Raw genomic sequence first — 20,321 nt, forward strand, 5'->3', positions numbered from 1 at the left:
TATCATGAAAAAGTTATTCGTTTTACTGGCACTCGTTACGGGTGCAATGTCCGTAAGTGCGCAGCACCTGGGTACGGAATATCGTTTGAAGAAAGTCATTCCGGTTGCCGGGCGCCAAGGAATCGCCGTAGACAAGGACTACTATTACGTATCGGACACAAAAGTCCTTTACAAATACGACAAGGAGGGCAACATACTGATGAAAAACGCCCAGCCGTTCCAGCATCCCGAGATAGCCAACCACTTCGGCGACATCGACGTCTATAACGGTGAAATCTACTGCGGCGTAGAAAAGTTCGAGTACGGCCGTGGATACAACATCGCCGTATCAGTGTACGACGCCGAAACACTGAAATGGGAAAGAGACTTACCCTGGTGTCCCGAATCCGGACAAGTAGAAGTTTCCGGGCTTGCCGTAGACCGTGACAAAAACATGGTATGGATGTCCGACTGGGTAGACAGCCGCTATGTATATTGCTACAGTCTCGAAACCGGTAAGTACTATACCAAGATGCAATGCCGCCCCACTCCTTATTGGTGCCAGGGTATTTTCATTGCCGACGGCAAAATGCTCTTCACCTCGGACGACGGCGAATCTCTTTACCAAATCCCCGATAACATCTATATCGCCGACATCACGGAAGTAACCTATACTGGACTGGAAGAAGGAGTAGAACCCGTCAGAGACACCCCGTTCAGCGTAAAGATAGACAAAAACGGAAAAGTAGTGACACGTAAAGGTAATATCGCAGCCGGAGCCAAAGCCGGAAAAGTAGAGCTGTTCCGCGAAATGAGCGACTTCCGCCGTGCAGGTGAGATAGAAGGCGTTTCCATTGACCCCGTAAACGACGACCTCGTGGTATTGAACAACCGCGGTACTCAAATCGTACTGGGCATGTCGCAAAACCCGTTCAGCGAAGAAGGCTATACGGGCGAAATCCACGAACTCTACATCTACGAAAAGATTAAGTAAGCCTCCCACGGGCACGGACTATGCGGAAAAATATACGGAATCGGTTTACCCGTCCGCAAAATCCTGCACAATCCGTGCCCTATCCTCGTAAATTACATTATCTTTGCTGCACACTATACTCTTAGCGTCAGAAAGATTGTATGAAACCGAAACTACCTTCCACTCCCGGCCCTATCGGTGTATTCGATTCCGGATACGGCGGGCTTACTATCCTGAGTAAAATACGGGAAACCTTGCCCGAATACGATTATATCTACCTGGGCGACAACGCCCGCGCCCCCTACGGTACACGCTCGTTCGAAGTAGTCTACGAATTTACACGGCAAGCAGCTACCAAACTATTCGAAATGGGCTGCCACCTCGTAATCCTCGCCTGCAATACGGCATCCGCCAAAGCACTGCGCAGCATACAGATAAACGACCTCCCGCACCTCGACCCCGCACGCCGCGTACTGGGCGTTATCCGCCCCACCGTGGAATGTATAGGCAATATCACCCGCAGCCGGCACGTAGGAATACTTGCTACAAGCGGCACTATCAAGTCCGAATCCTATCCGTTGGAGATACACAAACTCTTTCCCGATATCAAAGTCAGCGGAGAAGCCTGCCCGCTATGGGTATCGCTCGTAGAAAACAACGAAGCGCAAGGAGGCGGAACGGATTACTTCATCCGCAAATACATAGACGAACTCCTTGCCAAAGACCAGGATATAGACACCGCAATCCTGGGCTGCACGCACTATCCGATACTACTGCCTAAAATCCGGCAATACATGCCGCCCGGTATCACCATAGTATCACAAGGCAAATTAGTAGCAGACAGTCTGAAAGACTACCTCCGCCGCCACCCCGAAATAGATGCCGAATGCACCCGGGGCGGAAAATGCACCTACTACACCACAGAAGCGGAAGAAAAATTCGTCGAATCCGCATCTATCTTTCTGAACGAAGCGGTAACGGTGCAGCACATCGAGTTGTAGGCACAAATTGCCGGACATTAAACATTTAATCAAAAAATCTTGTTATATTTGTAGAACAAGAACTCTAAATTCATACCATTATGAAAGAAGAAGATAAAAGCAAGCTCATCGAAGTGTTCAAAGGTTCACTTTGGGAAGCCGAACTTGTAAAAAGTTTGTTAGGAAACAACGACATCGAATCGACCTTGAAAGACGGAATGGTGGTAAACATTGTCCTGCCCGATACCGCAATCGATGTAGCCGTACTTGTAAATGAAGCGGACTACGAAGTAGCCATGGAGGTTGTTCGTTCGTACGAGAAGAAAGAAAACGGAGACTAAACTTTCCCGTAACGGGACACACACAAATATGGAGCAACAACTAACGAGGATTGCTGTCAAAATAGGCAGCAACGTACTGACACGCCGTGACGGCACACTGGACGTAACCCGTATGTCCGCCCTTGTAGACCAAATAGCCGAGCTGCACAAGGCAGGCGTAGAAATTATCCTCATTTCGTCCGGCGCCGTTGCGTCGGGGCGAAGCGAGATACACCCCGCCAGGAAACTGGACAGCGTAGACCAACGCCAGCTATTCTCCGCCGTGGGGCAAGCCAAGCTTATCAACCGCTATTACGAACTCTTTCGCGAGCACGGCATCCCCGTGGGGCAGGTACTCACCATGAAAGAGAACTTCGCCACCCGCCGCCACTACCTCAACCAGAAAAACTGCATGACCGTGATGCTGGAAAACGGCGTAATCCCTATCGTCAACGAGAACGACACGATTTCCGTCAGCGAGCTGATGTTCACCGACAACGACGAACTCTCCGGGCTGATAGCCTCCATGATGAACGCACAAGCCTTGATTATCCTCAGTAATATCGACGGCATCTACAACGGAGCTCCCGCCGACCCCGCATCGGAGGTTATCCGTGAGATAGAGCACGGCAAAGACCTCTCCTCCTACATACAAACCTCCAAATCGAGTTTCGGGCGCGGCGGCATGCTCACCAAGACCAACATTGCCCGTAAGGTAGCCGACGAAGGCATCACCGTTATCATTGCCAACGGCAAGCGCGATAACATCCTCGTAGATATTCTCTGCCGGGAAGCTCCCGCCCTGTTCACCGGTTCCCGGGCTCCGGCTTCCGACTCCCGACTGCGATACACCCGTTTTATCCCCTCCTCCCAACCCGTATCCAGCGTAAAGAAGTGGATAGCCCACAGCGAGGGGTTTGCCAAAGGCGAGCTACATATCAACGACTGCGCCACGCAGGTACTTGCCTCCGACAAAGCCGTCAGCATCCTCCCCATAGGTATCACCGCCGTGCGGGGTGAGTTCGAAAAGGACGACATCGTACGCATCATAGATTTCGAGGGAAATCCGGTGGGCGTAGGCAAAGCCAATTGCAGCTCGGAACAGGCGCGCGAGGTCATGGGCAAGCATGGCAAGAAACCCGTAGTGCACTATGATTATCTTTATATAGAATAAGTAAAGATAGTGTCAAAACCTGGTACTAATTACCCAAAGATTGGTATGCTACATGCTAATCTTTGGTATCGCACATTTATGTATGGTATTTTATGTACCAAATCATGGAATTAAATTGGTATGTATATCTTATTTTCAGCCAACTCCTATATAACCAAGGACATCTCAGTACGAACTGTGCACTCTATAATTTGTCCTACACACGTCATCTAATCCCCCAAACCTTCTTCCTCCTAGACAAAATCCTTTTTATGTATTTGGGCCATACAACCTATTGACTCCGCATAAATTCCTTAATTTAAAAGATAGGCAGTGTCCCAAACATACTATCTATAGTCATATCTAATACATAATGATACTTGTATCATAATCATCCAATAGCAACATAATCTATTCGTAAAAGTATAATTATTCGTATTTTAACAACAAAAAGACTCTTATCGTCGCATATCGACAAATAGAAATGGCGTACTTTTACGTCAAATAAATAAAAAGCGAACTGACAAGTTTAATACTAATAATATCATGATTAAAGTTTTGCTATTATCTGATTTTACCAGTGCCTACAGCCGACTGTTATTAAAAGGTTTCCTGAATTACTCCATGGAAGTTGGTAATTGGCGTTTCTATCGCATACCTTTAACCCGAGAGGACCTGAAAGACGAGAAGGCTATAGAAACTGTTATCGAAATAGCGCAACGCTGGGGGGCAAATGCTATTTTGGGGCAATTATCCGAAAATAACGCAGTTCGTTTACGTAGCATTGGCATTCCCATTATTTTACAAAACTATACTAATCGCGTAGAAGGGATATCGAATATCACTGGCGATTATTACAGTACAGGGGAAATTGCAGCCAGTTATTTCTTACGGAAAGGTTTTACAAATTTTGCTTTCTACGGAACCAGCGCTACAATTTGGTCACGTGAACGAGAAGATGGATTCCGTACAAAACTTGCCTCAGTAGGACAAAAAGTATATACTTACAACGAAGAAAGCAATATACGATATGGCTCAACTTCTAACTTACAAACTTTGCAAACTTGGCTGCAACAATTACCCCGTCCAACCGCTTTATTCGCTTGCGATGACGTATTTGCCCTTCGCATTACCGAGGTCTGTGGTATTTGTGGTATCCAAGTGCCGCAAGAACTTGCAGTTTTAGGAGTAGATAATGATGAGATTTTATGTAATATGTCCGACCCTCCCTTATCTTCCATTGTACTGGATGTAAAAAATGGGGGGTATCAGGCAGCCAAACAATTACATGCCCTTATTAAAGACCATTCTTTACCGCAATTCAACATCATTATCAACCCGATACGTATTGAACGGCGAAAGTCCACCGAAGGGTATTCCGTTAACGACAAATTAGTGGTTGATGCGCTGAAACTCATTGAAGATGAGCAGAACGGACTTATCAATATCAAAGAAATCCTAAACCGTCTGTGCGTATCCCGACGTGTTCTGGAAAAACACTTCCGAAAAGAAATCGGTATCTCCATTTATCAATATATTTTAGATTTCCGCACATCCTGTTTCGCTGAAAAGTTGCTGACCTCTGATTTACCTATTATGGACATCGCATTTGAACTGGGATACGAAGATTATGTTAACCTGACTAAATCATTCAAACGGATTTATAAAATGACACCGACACAATATAGAAATTATTATAAATACGGAAAAATAAACTTGAGTATTAACCTTAATAAAAATGAGAAACAATGAGAGTTCTTTATCCACTCGTCGGGAAAAAAACTTCCTTACGGCGAAGTATTTTCCTTGCTGTATGTATGTGTTGTAACCTTATTATGTTTGCCCAAAACAGTTTTACTGTAAACGGCAAAGTAATCGGGATTGACAAAGAGCCTATCATCGGTGCTACTGTACAAGACCCCAACAGTAAAACCGGTGTAATTACTGATGTAGACGGTAAGTTCACCATTAAAGTAGCTTCCAGAGACGCTGTACTACAAATTGATTATATAGGAATGAAAAGTGAAACTGTTGTTCTAAATGGGCGTACAGAATTAACAATTACTCTACAAGAAGCAACAGAACTATTAGATGAAGTTGTTGTCGTAGGATATGGTGTGCAAAAGAAAAAACTGGTTACAGGAGCTACTGTACAGGTCAAGGGTGATAATATCGCCAAATTAAACACTGTAAATGTATTAGGGGCATTACAAAGCCAAACTCCAGGTGTTAATATTACTCAAAGTTCCGGAATGCCGGGTGAAGGCTTCAAAGTTACAATCCGCGGCTTGGGTACTACCGGTTCAGCAACCCCCTTATACATTATCGATGGCATAGCCGGTGGAGATATAAACAGTCTTAATCCCTCCGATATAGAGTCCATTGATGTACTAAAAGATGCAGCTTCCGCAGCAATCTATGGTTCACGAGCAGCAAATGGTGTAATTTTAGTTACAACCAAACAAGGACATATAGGTAAGCCTGAAATCTCATACGACGGTTACTATGGAGTACAAAATGTATATCGAATGCCCGATATATTAAATGCACAAGAATATGCTATGATTATGAGTGAAGCCCGAATGATGGATGGCTTACCCGATTATGATTATGAAACATTAGTACCTAACTGGGAAGCCATCAAGAATGGTACATGGAAAGGGACTAATTGGTTAGAAGAGACAAGAAACGAAAATGCCCCTATCCAAAATCATGCTTTGAATATTACAGGTGGTACAGAGCAGTCTGTTTATTCTATAGGTTTAGCTTATACTTCACAAGAAGGAACGATAGGAAAACCTGTTGAGCCTCAATATAAACGTTATACTGCACGTATCAATTCAGAACACACGCTGTATAAAAAGGGTAAATTAGATATAATAAAAATAGGTGAAAACCTATCTTATTCTTATAGTGAGAAAAACGGTATTGCTATTGGTGACACATGGAGCAATGATATACGAGATATGTTAAATGCCAGCCCTTTTCTGCCTAATAAAGACGAAAATGGGGACTATCATTATGCTATACCCTGGGAGGGACGTGAAGCAAATCCTATAGGGAAAATGGATTATGTTAATGGTAATAACCTATCCAAGTCCCATACTCTCCAAGGAAATATTTTTGCGACCATTCAACCTATATCAGGTTTAAAAATACGTAGTAGTTTCGGATACACATTCAGTGCTAATAATTATAGACGTTTCGTTCCGACTTATCAATTAGCAAGTAATGTTTTTGAAGATAGTAATACTGTTTCCCAGGAAATGTCTATGGGAGGCAACCTAATGTGGGAAAATACGCTTACTTACGATTTCAAAATCAAACGAAACTCAGTCAATGTTTTAGTAGGACAATCTATAGAGAAACACGGATTAGGCGACAGTATGAATGGAAGTAATATAAATTCTATTTTCGATGACTTCAAACATGCCTATCTCAATAATACGACTTTAATTACAAATAGAACAACCTTAGGAGGAAGTCCTTGGGAAGAAAATAAATTAGCCTCATTTTTTGGACGTGTAAATTATGACTACGCAAACAAGTATATGGCAACCGTTGTAATGCGTATGGATGGTTCTTCCAATTTTGCACGGGGGCACAGGTGGGGCTACTTCCCTTCTGTATCAGCTGGTTGGGTCATTTCCGAAGAAAGTTTCATGGCACCGAGTAAAAAATGGCTGGATTTTCTTAAGATTCGTGCAAGTTGGGGACAAAATGGTAATCAGGATATAGACCCATTCCAATATTTAGCCACAATTCGTTTTAAAGATGCCGACTACAGCTTCGGACCTGACAAATCTATCTTGTCTTCTGGTTCTTACCCGGATATTTTGCCCAATGAAGAAGTTACTTGGGAGACATCAGAACAAATCGACTTAGGCTTCGATGCATACTTATTTAATAACAGACTCGGAATCAATTTTGACTATTATATTAAAAACACAAAAGACTGGTTAGTCGAAGCACCGGTACTTGATATCTATGGAACCCAGGCTCCCTTTATTAATGGTGGAGACGTTCAAAACAAAGGATTCGAATTCTCATTTAGTTGGAACGATAATATCGGTGACTTTCAATATGGAGCAACAATAAACATTGCCCACAACAAAAACGAAGTTACGCGTATAGCTAACTCAGAAGGAATTATTCATGGAGACCCGGATATTTTAAGTAATCTGACAACAGAAGTTTACCGGGCACAAGTTGGCTATCCAATCGGCTATTTCTATGGCTATTCAACAGCTGGTATCTTTCAAACTGAAGAAGAAATTGCCAACTATCAAGGAGCAAAACTCGAAGGAACACAACCTGGAGATGTCATTTGGGTAGACCGTAATGGAAATGGCGTGATTGACGAAAACGACCAAGGCATGATAGGTAACCCTCATCCTGATGTAAACTTAGGATTAAGTTTGAATGTTTCTTATAAAGGATTTGACATAAACATGGCAATGACGGGAGCATTTGGCAATCAAATAATGAAATCTTACCGTTCATATGTAGATTTGACACGCCAGAATTATACATCCGATATTTTTGGACGTTGGCACGGAGAAGGAACTTCCAATAAACTGCCAAGGCTAACATCTGGCACACACACTAATTGGCAATACAATTCCGATTTGTATATGGAAAATGGAGATTATTTACGCATGCAAAATATCACCATAGGATATGATTTCAAGAAACTGTTCAAATCTTTACCATTAAAGCAACTTCGCCTCTATATAACGGCCCAAAATTTATTCACCATTACCGGCTATTCCGGCATGGATCCTGAAATCGGTTACGGAGGGCATCACAACTGGGCTTCCGGTATTGACTTAGGATTCTATCCCAGTCCAAGAACTTATATGGTAGGCGCAAATATAAAATTCTAAATAAAAAATATTATGAAAAAGATATTAATATACTTCCTGGTATTATTGACATTCTCCAATTGTGAGGACTTTCTTGATACAGAGAACCTTGTCAAAAAAGACAATTCCAATTTCCCTCAAACTGCTGCAGATGCAGAAATTGCATTGACAGGAGCCTATGCCTCGCTACGTGAAATGACTCCCGGCTCGGACAGGCAAAACTTTTTCATCGCTTCAGAAGTTCTCTCTGATAATTGCTTTGGTGGCGGCGGTCCTGATAACAGACGAAAACACGCAATGGATAGGCTCAAGAAGGTCGATGAGAATACATTTGCTGATATTTGGAAACAAAACTATCGTGGCATTTATCGTTGTAACATGTTACTAGGTTCATTGGATAATGTATCTTGGGAAAATGAAGAAACTCGGAACAAGATAGAAGGAGAAACTTATTTTTTAAGAGCATATTTCTACTTCGATTTATGTAGGATGTTCGGGACCGTTCCTCTCATAACAGCTCCAACGACAGAAAATCTCCCACGTGCCACAGCTGCGGAGTTATATGGGCAAATGGCCAGTGATTTAAAAAAAGCAATTGATTTGTTACCCGCTAATAAATATAACCCAGCTAATAATTCCGAACTCGGAAGAGCAACCAAATGGGCTGCAGAAGCATTATTGGCACGTGTATTCCTATTTTATACTGGATACTATCAGCAAACAAACATCCCCATAGATGAAAATAACAGTTTGACAAAAGATGAAGTTGTTACAATTCTAAATGATTGTATAGATAATAGTGGGCACGACCTTGTCGGTGACTTCCGTAATTTGTGGCCTTATAGTAACGAATACACTAAAAAAGACTACAAATACGCACAAGATAACAATCTGAGTTGGGTAGGTGAAGACGGGAATAACATTGAAACAGTATTCGCCATAAAGTTCTCTTCGAAAGGTACATGGGATAATCCGTGGTACAGCAATGAAACATGTTTACATTTTTCACCGCGTACTCCAGAAAGTTTAGATGATATATTTCCTTTTGGAACAGGTTGGGGTGTAGCTCCCGTTAATACTAAATTATGGGATGAATGGCCGGCCAATGACATCCGACGTGAAGGCTCCATCTTAAGCGTAGAAAAAGAACTTCCAAACTATGTATGGGGATGCGATAAGCAAATGAATGAAACTGGATATTGGCAGAAAAAATATATGGCAATCAACGCTTACAATGATGCAGGAGAAAGTGTTAATTATAGCTGTATATTGTATCCTGATATCGACTCGGACTACCAGCTAAATAACACACAAGACATTGTTATCATTCGTTTTGCTGACGTACTTTTAATGGCTGCAGAGTTAAGCCAAGATGCAACACCGTTAAACAGAGTACGGGCAAGAGTCGGCCTTCCCGCAATTAGCTACTCTGAACAGGCATTACGGGACGAACGACGTTGGGAGTTCGCTTTCGAAGCATTACGTTACTGGGATTTGCTACGTTGGGGAATTGCAGGAGATGCCTTGAATAAGCAAAATGGTGTTAAGGTCTTGGATAATATGGTTGAAACAACCATGAATATGGGAGACCTTGCACAACGGATTCAAGAAACCAAAGGATTGATGCCCATTCCACAAACCCAGATTGACTTATCAGCCGGATTATTAGAACAAAATCCTGGTTGGGGAAACGAAAGTAACTTAAATTAAAAAATAAATAAATATGAAAAATATATGTTCTATACTCCTTTTACTCATGGCATTTTGCAGCTGTGAACCTTTAGTTGATAATAAACCATTAGGAGAAATCATCTCAGAAGATGATTTAGTTTTGGATGTACATAACACAACCGAAGGTGGCAATGAAATCATAATGACTAATAATACACCAGGAGTAGGCAGTTACTGGAATTATATAACAGGAGTAGCCGCTCAGAAATCAGTAACTGTAACTCTACCGTTTATGGGAGAACAAGAGATAACTTTTACCGGTTTTTGTAAGGGAGGTACGGTAACGACCACCCGAAAAGTTATTATCGATAAGATAGACCACCCTATAACGCAAGAATGGAGCTTATTTGCTGGTAATGAAATATCAGGCAAAAGCTGGGTTTGGAATTTGGAAGACTATAATGGCATAGTTTATGGAACAGGAGGCTGGTTAACAGAATTTGCTCCTTCGTGGGATGTTTGTGAACCCGAAAATTTAGAAGATGCAAATTGTGAATTAGTATTCGATTTAAATGGCGGTCCTAATCTTTCTAAGAAAGATGCCAATGGGAATATCATAGAAAAAGGCACTTTTGCTTTTGATATGTCAGTCATTAAGCAAAATCCCGACCACGGAACCCAATGGTCTATCGGGCAACTTACGATTAGTGGCGTTTCTGTTTTGAGTGGACATGCATATTATGATGAAACTAACATAATCACAACTTTTGAAATTCTTGAATTAACAGAAAATAGAATGGTATTATGTTGGAATCCTGCAGATGCGGAAGCATGGTCCGATGCCACATTCTGGTGTTTTAGAAAAAAGTAAATAAAACATAAATCACAGAAACAAATGAATATAGGAATAGATTTAGGTGGAACCAATATAAGACTTGGTGTCATAGAAAATGCCAGTATTCTTAAAAAAGAATGTATTTCATGTCCATCCTACGAAAATGACGAAGAAGTCCTGAGTCAATTAAAAACATTAATTAAAAACAATATCAACAAAGAGATAAAAGGAATAGGTATCGGAGTACCTTCTGTCGTAGATGTTAAAAAAGGAATAGTATATAATGTTACCAATATTCCTTCATGGAAAGAAATTCATTTAAAAGATGAGTTGGAAAGTTCCTTTTCTATTCCTGTATTCATAAACAATGACTCCAACTGTTTTGCTTTAGGAGAAAATCTTTTCGGTAAAGGTATAAACTTTCAGAATATTGTCGGAGTAACAATTGGTACAGGGCTTGGAGCCGGTATTATCATCCATAAAAAGTTATATGCCGGACGAAATGCCGGAGCAGGTGAAATCGGCTCTCTCCCTTACTTAAAATATGACTTTGAACATTATTGCAGTAGTCACTTTTTTAAAATGTATTATGAGATGACTGCTCAAGAAGCAGCTCAAAAAGCAACATTAGGAGAAACAGGCATACAAACTGTTTGGAATGAATTCGGACACCATATCGGAGAAATGATAAAAGCAATTTTATATACTTATGACCCTGATGTTATCATTATAGGAGGAGGAATATCATCTGCATTCAACCTCTTCGAACAATCCATGTGGAAGTGCATGCAAAGTTTTCCTTATAAAGAGACACTTAAAAATATAAGGATATTAATATCGGAAAACAAAGACATAGCCTTATTAGGAGCTTCAGCTTTAGTGAACAACAATTTGTTATAAATCAAAATTATCACCATGAAAAAACTCATAACCATAATTTGCCAAATTTATTGTTTCGTCTGTGTAGTACAACCGGTCATTTCAGGCAACAAAAATACCCAAACACAAATAAAGCCTGATATGTTATTAACCGATAATTGGAAAATACAATCTTCCCAACAAATAAATGCTTCAGGAAAAGAAGTTTCATCTCCTCAATTTACCACCGATGATTGGTATCCTACAACTCTTCCTGCAACAGTTATGGGAGTTTTAAGCCAATATGATAAATACAAGGATATTTTCATAGGTACGAATTATAAAAATATCGACAAAAGTCCTTTTGAACAATCATGGTGGTATCGCAAAGAATTCGTACTCCCTCCTTTAGAGCCCAACCAGCATGCAACTTTAAGTTTCGACGGTATTAGTTACTCTGCGAACATATGGTTGAACGGTACGCAAATAGCCAATCGGAACTCTATCCGGGGGGCTTTTCGACAATTCCAATTAGATATCACTCCATTTGTTAAAGAAAAAAACATATTGGCTGTAGAAGTGTTTAAAGCTCAGCCCGGAGAACCTAATATCGGATTTGTCGATTGGAACCCACGTCCTGCCGATGAAAATATGGGAATCTTCCGTGAAGTCCATATTGCATTAAACAATGAAGTTTCAATAAACCACACAGCTATACGTTCAAAGGTCAACCTTAAAACCTTAGATGAGGCATGGCTAACTGTAGAAACTGAACTAACCAATTATTCAGACAAACAAGTAACAGGAGTATTAACCGGGAAATTAGAAGGTAAAACCTTTAACATTCCTATCACCTTACAGCCTAAAGAAAAACGTATCGAGAAGATATCTCCATCTAAAGCGGATATTCTTCACCTAAAAAATCCGAGATTATGGTGGTGCCATAACATGGGGAAGCCCGAAATGTACCAAATGGAGCTATCATTTCTTATAAATAATAAAATATCTGATAAAGAGAACATTCATTTTGGAATACGTGATATTCAAGACTATTTTACCGAAGAAGGATACAGAGGTTTCCTTCTCAATGGGAAAAAAGTACTTGTTAGAAGTGCAGGCTGGACCGATGATATATTCTTGCGTAATTCACCCAAGCGCAACGAAACAGAACTTAAATATGTTCGCGATATGAACCTGAATTCTATCCGTCTGGAAAACTTTTGGGGCACTTCACAAAACTTATACAATCTGTGCGACAAATACGGTTTGTTAGTTTTAGTAGGTTGGAGCTGCCATTGGGAGTGGGAACATTATTTAGGAAGTCCCTGTGATGAATTCGGTGGCATCAAATCCGAAACGGACATGGAGCTTATCGCAACCTCATTAAAAGACCAAGTCCTTTGGCTACGCAATCATCCAAGTATTATTGCATGGTTTTTAGGAAGCGACATGCTGCCAAGACCAGAACTTGAAAAAAAATACATAGCAATATTGTCACAAATAGACAACCGCCCCTATATATGTGCCGCAAAAGAGTTAACAAGTAATGTTACAGGCGCAACGGGTATGAAAATGGCAGGGCCATACGACTATGTCTCACCTAACTATTGGTACTCACCCAAAGCTCCGGGAGGTGCATTCGGATTCAATACAGAAACAGGAATCGGAGCACAATTACCCGTAATAGAATCCATAAAGAAAATGATTCCTGCCAATCAACTTTGGCCGATAAATAAGACATGGGACTATCATTGTACAACAGCAACAGAAGCAATGAACACGCTGGATGTATTAAAAAACAGCATTACCGCACGATATGGCACCCCTAACAACCTGGATAATTTCTTAAAAAAGGCCGACTTATTGAACTACGAAGGTACACGTGCTATGTTCGAAGCATTTCGTGTAAACATTCCTAAAGCAACAGGTATTGTACAATGGATGTTGAATTCGGCATGGCCGTCTTTCTACTGGCAACTATATGATTACTATCTGATTCCTACAGCCGCATATTACTCTGTAAAAAAAGCGAATATGCCACAACAATTAATTTATGACTACATACAAAATAAAGTTTATGCAGTCAATGAAGGAGCAGATACTTGTAACATACAGGCAAGTATGTCTTTGTACGGTATTGACAACCGCCTGCAAAATCAACAAACAAAATCTTTGGTTATTGCACCATACAATGTGGTCGAAGTTTTTAAGCTTCCTGCATTATCTCAAAATTCATTCTTATTTTTAAATACGAAAGATACCCAAAAAGAGTATAAAGCAGACAATTTTTATTATCTTGCAGCACAACCCGACCAGCCCGATTGGGATAAAACGACATGGATAAGAACACCGTTAAAGCAAACCGCAGATTTTACCCAATTATCAACAATGGCAAAAAGCAACTGTAAAATCAATGCCCAATTTGTCCCCCAAGGTAAAGACAAAGTATTGCAGATTACTTTGGAGAATACCCCCCAAGCATTGGCATTTTTCATCCGTCTCAGCTTAAAAGATGAACAAGGGGAATTAATATCGCCTATTTTCTGGGAAGACAACTACTTAACATTAGCTCCTGGAGAAAAGCGGACGATACAATGTCTTATTCCTAAGTCGACTGTACTTTCCCAAAACATAACCCTTGTTATGTCTGGTTGGAATGTACCTCAACAACAAGTAACTATTACACAAAGTCAAAAATGAATATGGCACAAACGTCAAACCACAGATTGCTGGCTCTTGATGTAATAAGAGGAATTACTATTGCTGGCATGATTATGGTAAATAATCCGGGCTCCTGGCAATACATTTATTCTCCTTTGCAACACAGCCAATGGAACGGATTGACACCAACCGACTTAGTATATCCTTTTTTTATGTTCATTATGGGTATTGCAATACATTTTTCCATGCAAAAATTTAATAGAATAGATAAACGGGTAACATTCAAAATCATTCGTCGCACAGTAGCACTTTTTGCAGTGGGTATCGCATTAGAATGCTTTTCCAATTTATGCAATGGAATATTCTCATGGGAAAACTTACGGATATTAGGAGTAATGCAACGTCTAGCGCTGGCTTACTGTGGAGGTGCTTTTTTAACTATATTGTTACCTCAGAAATATTATCTCGGTACGGCAGGGATTTTGCTATTAACCTATATTATTCTATTACAATATTTCAATGGATATGTACATTCTACAGATAACTTGATATCTGTTATAGATGTCAAATTATTGGGAGCAAACCATTTAACCCAGGAAATTGCAAAAGGCGGAAATTTCCCTTTCGAACCAGAAGGATTGCTCAGTACCATACCCTGCTGGGCACATGTATTATTGGGTACATATGTAGGATATCTTATCACAAGTACTTTCGACAACAAGGAGAAAATCCGGAAAATCGCTCTATTCGGTATTATCATATTATTTATGGGCTTTTTGCTGCAATACCTAGACCCTATCAACAAAAAGTTATGGACTACATCTTACACATTGGTAACTTGTGGTGCTGCATCTTTATTTTTAGTGTTGTTAATTGAAGTAATAGACATTCGCCAACAAAAGAAATGGACCCGCTTTTTCGAAGCATTTGGAGTTAATCCCTTATTCATGTATTGCTTAGCATGGATTGTCAGCGTACTATTCAACCTGTCCTTCATCCCTTATGAAGGACAAACCCTTAGCATTAAAGCCTTAGTCTATCAGCAAGTACTACAACCGGTATTAGACGAAAAGGCAAGTTCCCTACTATATGCTTTATTATATATAGGCCTTATTTGGATACCAGGCTATTTATTATATCGCAGACGCATTTATATAAAACTGTAAAAAGATATGTTGAAAGATAACTCTAAATCTCCAATAGTGCCCAACCTGCTACCTATGATTATGCTGGGCATGCTGTTTTTCATTTTCGGATTGGTATCATGGGTCAACTCCATTCTGATACCCTACTTTAAAGTGGCATGCGAGCTAACCCACACACAATCTTATTTCGTAGCATTGGCTTTTTATATTGCTTATTTGGTAATGTCCATTCCGGCAGCCAAACTGATAGGGCATATTGGCTCTAAAAAAGGGATTATTGCCGGACTGTGGTTAATGGCCGTAGGAACCCTGCTTTTTGTTCCTGCCGCCTACACCAGGGCTTATCCGATTTTCTTAACAGGACTATTTACCATAGGAACAGGACTATCCATTTTACAAACGGTTGCCAACCCTTACGTTACAATTTTAGGTCCTATCGAGTCGGCAGCACGACGCATCAGTATCATGGGATTATGTAATAAAGTGGCAGGTATCCTTGCACCATTATTATTTGCTGCTATTATCCTGAGAAACTCCGATACGATATTGTTTGAGACATTGAAATCGGGTAATTTATCTGTAATAGACAAAGAGCCTTTACTGAACGAACTGATACAACGCGTTATCATCCCCTACACAGTTCTTTCCGTATTTCTTTTCCTTTTCGGTTGCCTTGTACATTTCATCCGGTTACCAGAATTAGGGAATGAAAAAGAAGAAAAAGGAAGTATTCCCAGCGAGAACGGCCATAGAAGCATCGGCTCTTTTCCTTACCTGGTACTCGGAGTGTTTGCCATCTTTTTCCACGTCGCGGCACAAGTCATTTCTATCGACACGATTATCAGTTATGCCGAAAGCATGGGATTTAATCTGCACGAAGCTAAAATCTTTCCCAGCTTAACCCTGACATGCGCTTTACTCGGTTATTTCCTGGGCATTTTGTTAATACCTCGTTTTGCCAGTCAGCAACAGCTATTCCGTCTTTGTACGATAGGGGGACTTATTTTATCACTCTGCGTTTTATTTATTCCAGGAAGCATCGAAATTTACGACCACGATACTTCGCTCTCTATCCTATGCCTAAGTTTAATGGGAGTATGCAATGCACTTATTTATGCCGGTATCTGGCCACTCGCTATCCACGATTTGGGTAAATGGACTAATTTAGGTTCGTCGTTCATGGTAATGGCTTTGTGCGGTAACGCATTCATGCCAGTCATCTATGGCTTGATAGCTGATAACTATGGATTACGTATCGGGTATGTAGTACTCATACCATGTTTTCTTTACTTGATATTTTACGCTTTTTACGGATATAAACTCAATCATTGGTCTGAATTATGGAAACTGAAAAAAAACAAATAACAAAAATCTATAACGGTCATATTCTGACATCAGGTAAAGATTTAGGCATCGGTTCCGTTATCATCACCGACGGAAAAATCATTGGTGTAGAAAGCGGGGACTACGAAGTAGCAAACTGCATCTGCTATGATGCCCACGGTAGTTATATCGCACCGGGATTTATAGACATTCATACCCATGGAGCCGGTAACTCCGATTTTATGGACTGTACGGAAGAAGATTGCCTCAACATAGCCCGCACACACCTTTGCCACGGTACAACCCTGCTGTTTCCGACCACATTGGCTTCGGACAATCAAGAACTATTGCGTTTTCTCGACGTTTACGACAAAGTAAAAACACAACATCAAGGAGCGGCATTCGGAGGCTTGCATCTGGAAGGTCCCTACTTTGCACATGCTTTCCGCGGAGCGCAAGATGCCCGTTACCTGCGTAACCCTATCCCCAGCGAATACTTGGCAATATTAGAAAGAAGCCAGGACATCGTTCGTTGGAGCATTGCTCCCGAACTTCCGGGTGCACTTGAATTCGGGGATTTACTTTGTCAACGAGGTATTCTTCCTTCTATTGCCCATACAGATGCAATTTATGAAGACATTGTCGAAGCCGTGAAACACGGATTTACGCACATCACCCATTTCTATTCCTGTATGAATGGCATTACCCGTAGAAATGCATTCCGTTATGCCGGCTGTATAGAAGCAGGTTACCTGTTGGACAACATAACCATTGAGCTCATTGCCGACGGAATCCATGTTCCTGCACCGCTAATGAAACTTGCCGTAAAAAACAAAGGTGCAGAAAAGGTAGCACTTATTACAGACTCTATGCGCGGAGCCGGTATGCCCGAAGGGGAGAGCATCCTGGGAGGCCGTGAAAAAGGTCAAAAGGTCATTATCGAAGACGGTGTTGCCAAATTGCCCGACCGTCAAGCTTTTGCCGGTAGTGTGGCAACGGCCGACCGCCTGGTACGTAATATGCACCGAATGGGAGAACGCCCTTTGACCGAAGCAGTCCGTATGATGACGCAGACACCTGCTGAAATCATGGGTATCCAAAACCGCAAAGGGCAAATAGCACGGGGCTATGATGCCGACATCGTTATTTTTGATAAAGAAGTACAAATTCAACAAGTATTTATTAACGGAGAAAAACTAATATAATGACGACAACCATGAACATTCAAGAAATCAAAACAGAAACTTTGCTCACCCGGATATACCCCGACAGAGAAATGTTGGGGGAAGAAGCCGCTCGCCTGGCGGCCGTTAAAGTAAATAAGCTGCTGAACCAAAAAGAAGAAATCAATATTCTGTTTGCAGCCGCACCCTCTCAAAACGAGTTCCTTGCTGCTCTACAAAACCAAGACATTCCCTGGAAGCGCATCAATGCACTGCACATGGACGAATATATCGGATTAGCCCAGGACGCTCCTCAACGTTTCGGCAATTTTCTGAAAGAACGCATTTTCGACATTGTTCCTTTCAAATCGATTCATTATTTGTATAGAGAAAACGAAATACCCCAATCCATTTGCCAACGATATGAAAAAGTTCTAAACCAGTATCCTATCGACATTGTATTCATGGGAATCGGCGAAAATGGCCATATAGCTTTCAATGACCCGCATGTTGCATCGTTCAACGACCCACAGTCTGTAAAAACCGTATTCCTGGACGAAATATGCCGGATGCAGCAGGTACACGACGGCTGTTTCCGTAGTTTAAGTGAAGTCCCCCAACAAGCCGTTACCGTTACTATCCCTACTATCATGAAAGCCCAATGCTTATTATGCATGGTTCCCGGAGTTCAAAAGGCTCATGCCGTAAAAGAAACATTATATGGTCCTATCAGTACCCAATGCCCTGCTTCCATTTTGCGTACGCATCCACAAGCTACCCTCTTTTGCGACAAAGACAGCGCATCTTTATTACCCTTAAAAACAAACCTGTTATGAAAACAAGACTTCATAAAATATTCATATTCTATTTCCTCTTGTGCATCAGTTTTCCCTTGTATGCCAATCCGGCAGAAAAACCATTTGCCGTAAGAGCTTTTCATTTGGATTTCCGTACACAAGTCATGTCCGTTTCTGCCATTAAAAAATTGGCATATGACCTTTCCCAAAAAGGAATCAACACATTGATTTTAGAGTACGAAGCATCCTTTCCTTTTCAAAAGCATGCCACACTCCGTAACAAACAAGCATTTACACAAGCAGAGGTCAAAGACATAGTTGGTTATTGCAACTCTTTGGGTATTGATGTCATCCCTCTGCAAAATTGTTTCGGACATTGCGAATATATTCTCAGGCACGAACGCTATGCACTATTACGCGAAGATTCCAAAGAGGTATCACAAGTGTGCCCACTCAAAATTGAAGATGCCAAAGCTATATTCAGAGAAATATTCCAGGAAGTGGCAGCACTGCATCCCTCTCCTTATTTCCATATAGGAGCAGATGAAACCTACCTGTTGGGGAGCTGCCGGCAATGCTCCAAAGTAGACAAGTCGCGTTTATTCGTAAACTATGTAAAAGCCATGTCCGACCTTGTCCGGGAAATGGGGAAACAGCCTGTTATTTGGGCAGACATCATTTTAAAACATCCCGAAGCCATACAGGAACTTCCTAAAGATATTATCTACGTAGATTGGAATTACGGTTGGGAACCCGATTATTTCGGCAAGCTGGACAACCTGATTAACTTAGGTGTAAAAATGTGGGGTGCTCCTTCTTTACGCTCCCATCCGGACAACATCTATTTGACACAATGGATGAAACATTTCGAGAACCTGGCAACATTCCTGCCTTTCGCCCGTCAACAAGGTTACGAAGGCATCATACAAACATCCTGGTCTACCAGCGGAACGTATGGATTCCATTATGATACAAACTGGGAAATTACCGAAATGCAACCTATCCGGCAAGTGTACCCAATGTCGGGTTTTCAGATACTGATTGACGCTTTCTGCCGAGCAGCCGATAGCCCTGAGCCGATTCATCCGGAAACGTTCATTAAAAACTATGCACAAGAACGCTACGGGCTTTCGGCAAAAGAAGCATCTATTTTTCTCCATTACTTCCAAATGCCTCAAGAAACCATTCAACAGGGCAAGGATACAAAAGGACAACCTATTGCCACCCTTATAGAGGAGTGTGAAAAGCTGAAAAAGGATTTCAGCCGATTAGCCCCCCGTACGCATACGGAAGAATTCGAGCATTACTGCTTGATGCTGGATTTACGCATAAACTACCTGCAATTCAAAGAAGTAGAGGCAGCCTACGAATCAAACAATTATGAAATTAGCCAATCCGGAAACTTGGCAGAGCGTTTGAAAGTAATTATAGCCGACGCAAAAAAATTAAACCAACGCTTTACTACTATCAACCGGAACTATTTGAAACCCTGCCAGGCAGAAGCAATCATTTTCTCAAAAGATGAAAAAATGCAGGGTCTCTACGAAACATTGCAACAACAATACAAACATCTTAAAGAATATTCTGAACATAATTAA

General features: G+C 41.2%; 15 protein-coding genes. All 15 read left to right on the forward strand.

The window, feature by feature from the left end:
- Positions 1 to 4 precede the first annotated feature (4 nt).
- Entirely contained in the window at positions 5 to 973 is a 969-nt protein-coding gene (locus tag C233_RS0110675; RefSeq protein ID WP_018667585.1) for a YncE family protein, read from the forward strand.
- Between the two features lie 140 nt (positions 974 to 1,113).
- A complete protein-coding gene (gene murI, locus C233_RS0110680; protein ID WP_018667586.1) occupies positions 1,114 to 1,953 on the forward strand; it encodes a glutamate racemase in 840 nt (279 codons plus the stop codon).
- Between the two features lie 80 nt (positions 1,954 to 2,033).
- Positions 2,034 to 2,273 carry a DUF2007-related protein gene (locus C233_RS0110685; protein WP_018667587.1) on the forward strand — a complete coding sequence of 80 codons (240 nt, stop codon included), beginning with the start codon at positions 2,034 to 2,036 and terminating at the stop codon, positions 2,271 to 2,273.
- Positions 2,274 to 2,301: 28 nt separating this feature from the next.
- Positions 2,302 to 3,426: a glutamate 5-kinase gene (gene proB, locus C233_RS0110690; protein WP_018667588.1), complete on the forward strand. Its 1,125-nt coding sequence runs from the start codon at positions 2,302 to 2,304 to the stop codon at positions 3,424 to 3,426.
- Positions 3,427 to 3,951: 525 nt separating this feature from the next.
- Entirely contained in the window at positions 3,952 to 5,157 is a 1,206-nt protein-coding gene (locus tag C233_RS0110695; RefSeq protein WP_018667589.1) for a DNA-binding transcriptional regulator, read from the forward strand.
- Positions 5,154 to 8,291, forward strand: coding sequence for a SusC/RagA family TonB-linked outer membrane protein (locus C233_RS0110700; protein ID WP_018667590.1), 3,138 nt, complete (start codon positions 5,154 to 5,156; stop codon positions 8,289 to 8,291). The genes C233_RS0110695 and C233_RS0110700 overlap by 4 nt, the downstream gene beginning before the upstream one ends.
- A gap of 12 nt (positions 8,292 to 8,303) precedes the next feature.
- The gene (locus C233_RS0110705; protein WP_018667591.1) at positions 8,304 to 9,980 is read left to right on the forward strand and encodes a RagB/SusD family nutrient uptake outer membrane protein; all 1,677 of its coding nucleotides are present in this window, start codon (positions 8,304 to 8,306) and stop codon (positions 9,978 to 9,980) included.
- 13 nt (positions 9,981 to 9,993) lie between these two features.
- On the forward strand, positions 9,994 to 10,812 hold the full coding sequence (locus C233_RS0110710; RefSeq protein WP_018667592.1) for a hypothetical protein: 819 nt from the start codon (positions 9,994 to 9,996) through the stop codon (positions 10,810 to 10,812).
- 24 nt (positions 10,813 to 10,836) lie between these two features.
- Complete coding sequence (locus tag C233_RS0110715) at positions 10,837 to 11,676, forward strand: ROK family protein (RefSeq protein ID WP_018667593.1); 840 nt, start codon at positions 10,837 to 10,839, stop codon at positions 11,674 to 11,676.
- Between the two features lie 15 nt (positions 11,677 to 11,691).
- Positions 11,692 to 14,334, forward strand: a complete 2,643-nt coding sequence (locus tag C233_RS0110720) for a glycoside hydrolase family 2 protein (protein ID WP_025069119.1) — start codon at positions 11,692 to 11,694, stop codon at positions 14,332 to 14,334.
- Between the two features lie 2 nt (positions 14,335 to 14,336).
- On the forward strand, positions 14,337 to 15,461 hold the full coding sequence (locus tag C233_RS0110725) for an acyltransferase family protein (RefSeq protein WP_025069120.1): 1,125 nt from the start codon (positions 14,337 to 14,339) through the stop codon (positions 15,459 to 15,461).
- A gap of 6 nt (positions 15,462 to 15,467) precedes the next feature.
- The gene (locus C233_RS0110730) at positions 15,468 to 16,805 is read left to right on the forward strand and encodes a sugar MFS transporter (RefSeq protein ID WP_018667596.1); all 1,338 of its coding nucleotides are present in this window, start codon (positions 15,468 to 15,470) and stop codon (positions 16,803 to 16,805) included.
- Positions 16,781 to 17,968: an N-acetylglucosamine-6-phosphate deacetylase gene (gene nagA / locus C233_RS0110735; RefSeq protein WP_018667597.1), complete on the forward strand. Its 1,188-nt coding sequence runs from the start codon at positions 16,781 to 16,783 to the stop codon at positions 17,966 to 17,968. The genes C233_RS0110730 and nagA overlap by 25 nt, the downstream gene beginning before the upstream one ends.
- 11 nt (positions 17,969 to 17,979) lie before the next feature.
- Positions 17,980 to 18,762, forward strand: coding sequence for a glucosamine-6-phosphate deaminase (locus C233_RS0110740; RefSeq protein ID WP_025069121.1), 783 nt, complete (start codon positions 17,980 to 17,982; stop codon positions 18,760 to 18,762).
- A complete protein-coding gene (locus C233_RS0110745; protein ID WP_018667599.1) occupies positions 18,759 to 20,321 on the forward strand; it encodes a family 20 glycosylhydrolase in 1,563 nt (520 codons plus the stop codon). Before C233_RS0110740 ends, C233_RS0110745 begins: the two co-directional genes overlap by 4 nt.

Source organism: Bacteroides gallinarum DSM 18171 = JCM 13658, from assembly GCF_000374365.1.
GTDB lineage: Bacteria > Bacteroidota > Bacteroidia > Bacteroidales > Bacteroidaceae > Bacteroides > Bacteroides gallinarum.